This is a genomic window from Barnesiella sp. CU968, assembly GCF_905219685.1.
GTDB classification, from domain to species: Bacteria; Bacteroidota; Bacteroidia; order Bacteroidales; family Muribaculaceae; genus Lepagella; species Lepagella muris_A.
On the sequence record NZ_CAJMXD010000550.1, the window covers coordinates 1 to 1,479 of the forward strand.

Annotated in this window: 2 protein-coding genes; one reads left to right on the top strand and one right to left on the bottom strand. The window is 46.1% G+C overall.

The genetic code is table 11. From position 1 onward, the window contains the following. Nucleotides 1-1,182 (top strand): AAA family ATPase (locus JX312_RS13600; RefSeq protein WP_204458451.1); only part of this gene is annotated, 1,182 nt, incomplete at its 5' end. Between the two features lie 90 nt (nt 1,183-1,272). On the opposite strand, the gene JX312_RS13605 is transcribed toward JX312_RS13600, so the two are convergent. Beyond that, a partial coding sequence (locus tag JX312_RS13605) for a nucleoside recognition domain-containing protein (protein ID WP_204458452.1) occupies nt 1,273-1,479 on the bottom strand: 207 nt, incomplete at its 5' end.

Below are 1,479 nucleotides of genomic sequence, written 5' to 3' on the forward strand. Positions count from 1 at the left end.
GTCGATGCGCTGACACAGGATAAGCTGAACGCCGCGAAGTCTCAGGATTATGAACTTGCCGCATCGTTGCGCGATCAGGTGGTAAACAAGAAGAATGAACTTGATTCAGCCAAAAAGGAATGGGAGAAGTCTCTCGACAGCGACCGCCAGGAAGTTGATGGGGAGAAAGTAGCTGAAGTGGTGGCAATGATGACAGGTGTGCCGACACAGCGCATCGCGCAGACTGAGGGCAGTAGGCTTATAAATATGGGCAACAGTCTCAAGGGTGCAGTCGTGGGTCAGGATGATGCCATAAAGAAAGTTGTCAAGGCGATACAACGAAACCGAATCGGACTCAAGGATCCTGACAAACCGATTGGAGTGTTCATGTTCCTCGGACCGACTGGTGTCGGAAAGACGCATCTTGCCAAAAAGCTTGCTGAATATCTCTTCGATTCCACAGACTCATTGATCCGTATGGATATGAGTGAGTTTATGGAGAAATTTACGGTGTCCCGCCTTGTGGGAGCACCTCCCGGATATGTGGGATATGAGGAGGGAGGACAGCTTACCGAGAAAGTAAGGAGACGTCCGTATTCCGTAGTGCTTCTTGATGAGATTGAAAAAGCCCATCCGGATGTGTTCAACCTTTTGCTTCAAGTGATGGACGAAGGTCGTCTCACCGATTCGCTCGGGCGTAAGATCGATTTCAAGAACACCATTATCATAATGACCAGCAACGTAGGCTCCCGTCAGCTTAAGGATTTCGGAGGAGGTGTCGGTTTCAATACGGAAGTGGTGACAAAAGATCAGGCGCACAGTGTGATATCGAAAGCGCTCAACAAGGCGTTCAGTCCTGAGTTTCTTAATCGTGTCGATGATATAGTGATGTTTGACCAGTTGTCGAAGGAGTCCATATCCGAAATCATAGACATAGAGCTTAAGGATTTTTACAAACGTATTGAGAAATTAGGCTTTAAGCTTACACTTGCCGATGAGGCAAAGACATTCATTGCAGATAAGGGATATGACAGGAATTTTGGAGCGCGTCCTCTAAAACGTGCCATACAGAAATATCTTGAAGACGAACTTGCAGAGCTGATGCTTACTCTCAATGCGGATGGTAAATTCGGTGGCACAATAGAAGTGACCCATAATGAGGGAGATGACAAACTTACCATCAAATACGAGGATATAGTGTGACACGATAGATAATAAAAGAAACAGATAAAGGCAATGGGGTGCTGTTTAAAACAGCACCCCATTGCCTTTATCTGTTTCTTTTATCCGAGGTCAGAATAAAACTGCGATGCGGTAGGTCAGGAATGCAAACACCCATGCAAGACCGGTGTTATAAATCACTGAGAACAACGCATATTTCCATGAGCCTGTTTCTCTTGCTATCGCTGTAAGTGTCGCTATGCATGGAAAATAAAGAAGGACAAAGACCATGAATGCGAGTGCGGATGCAGGAGTGAACGGAGTTTTGCCCGTTAATCT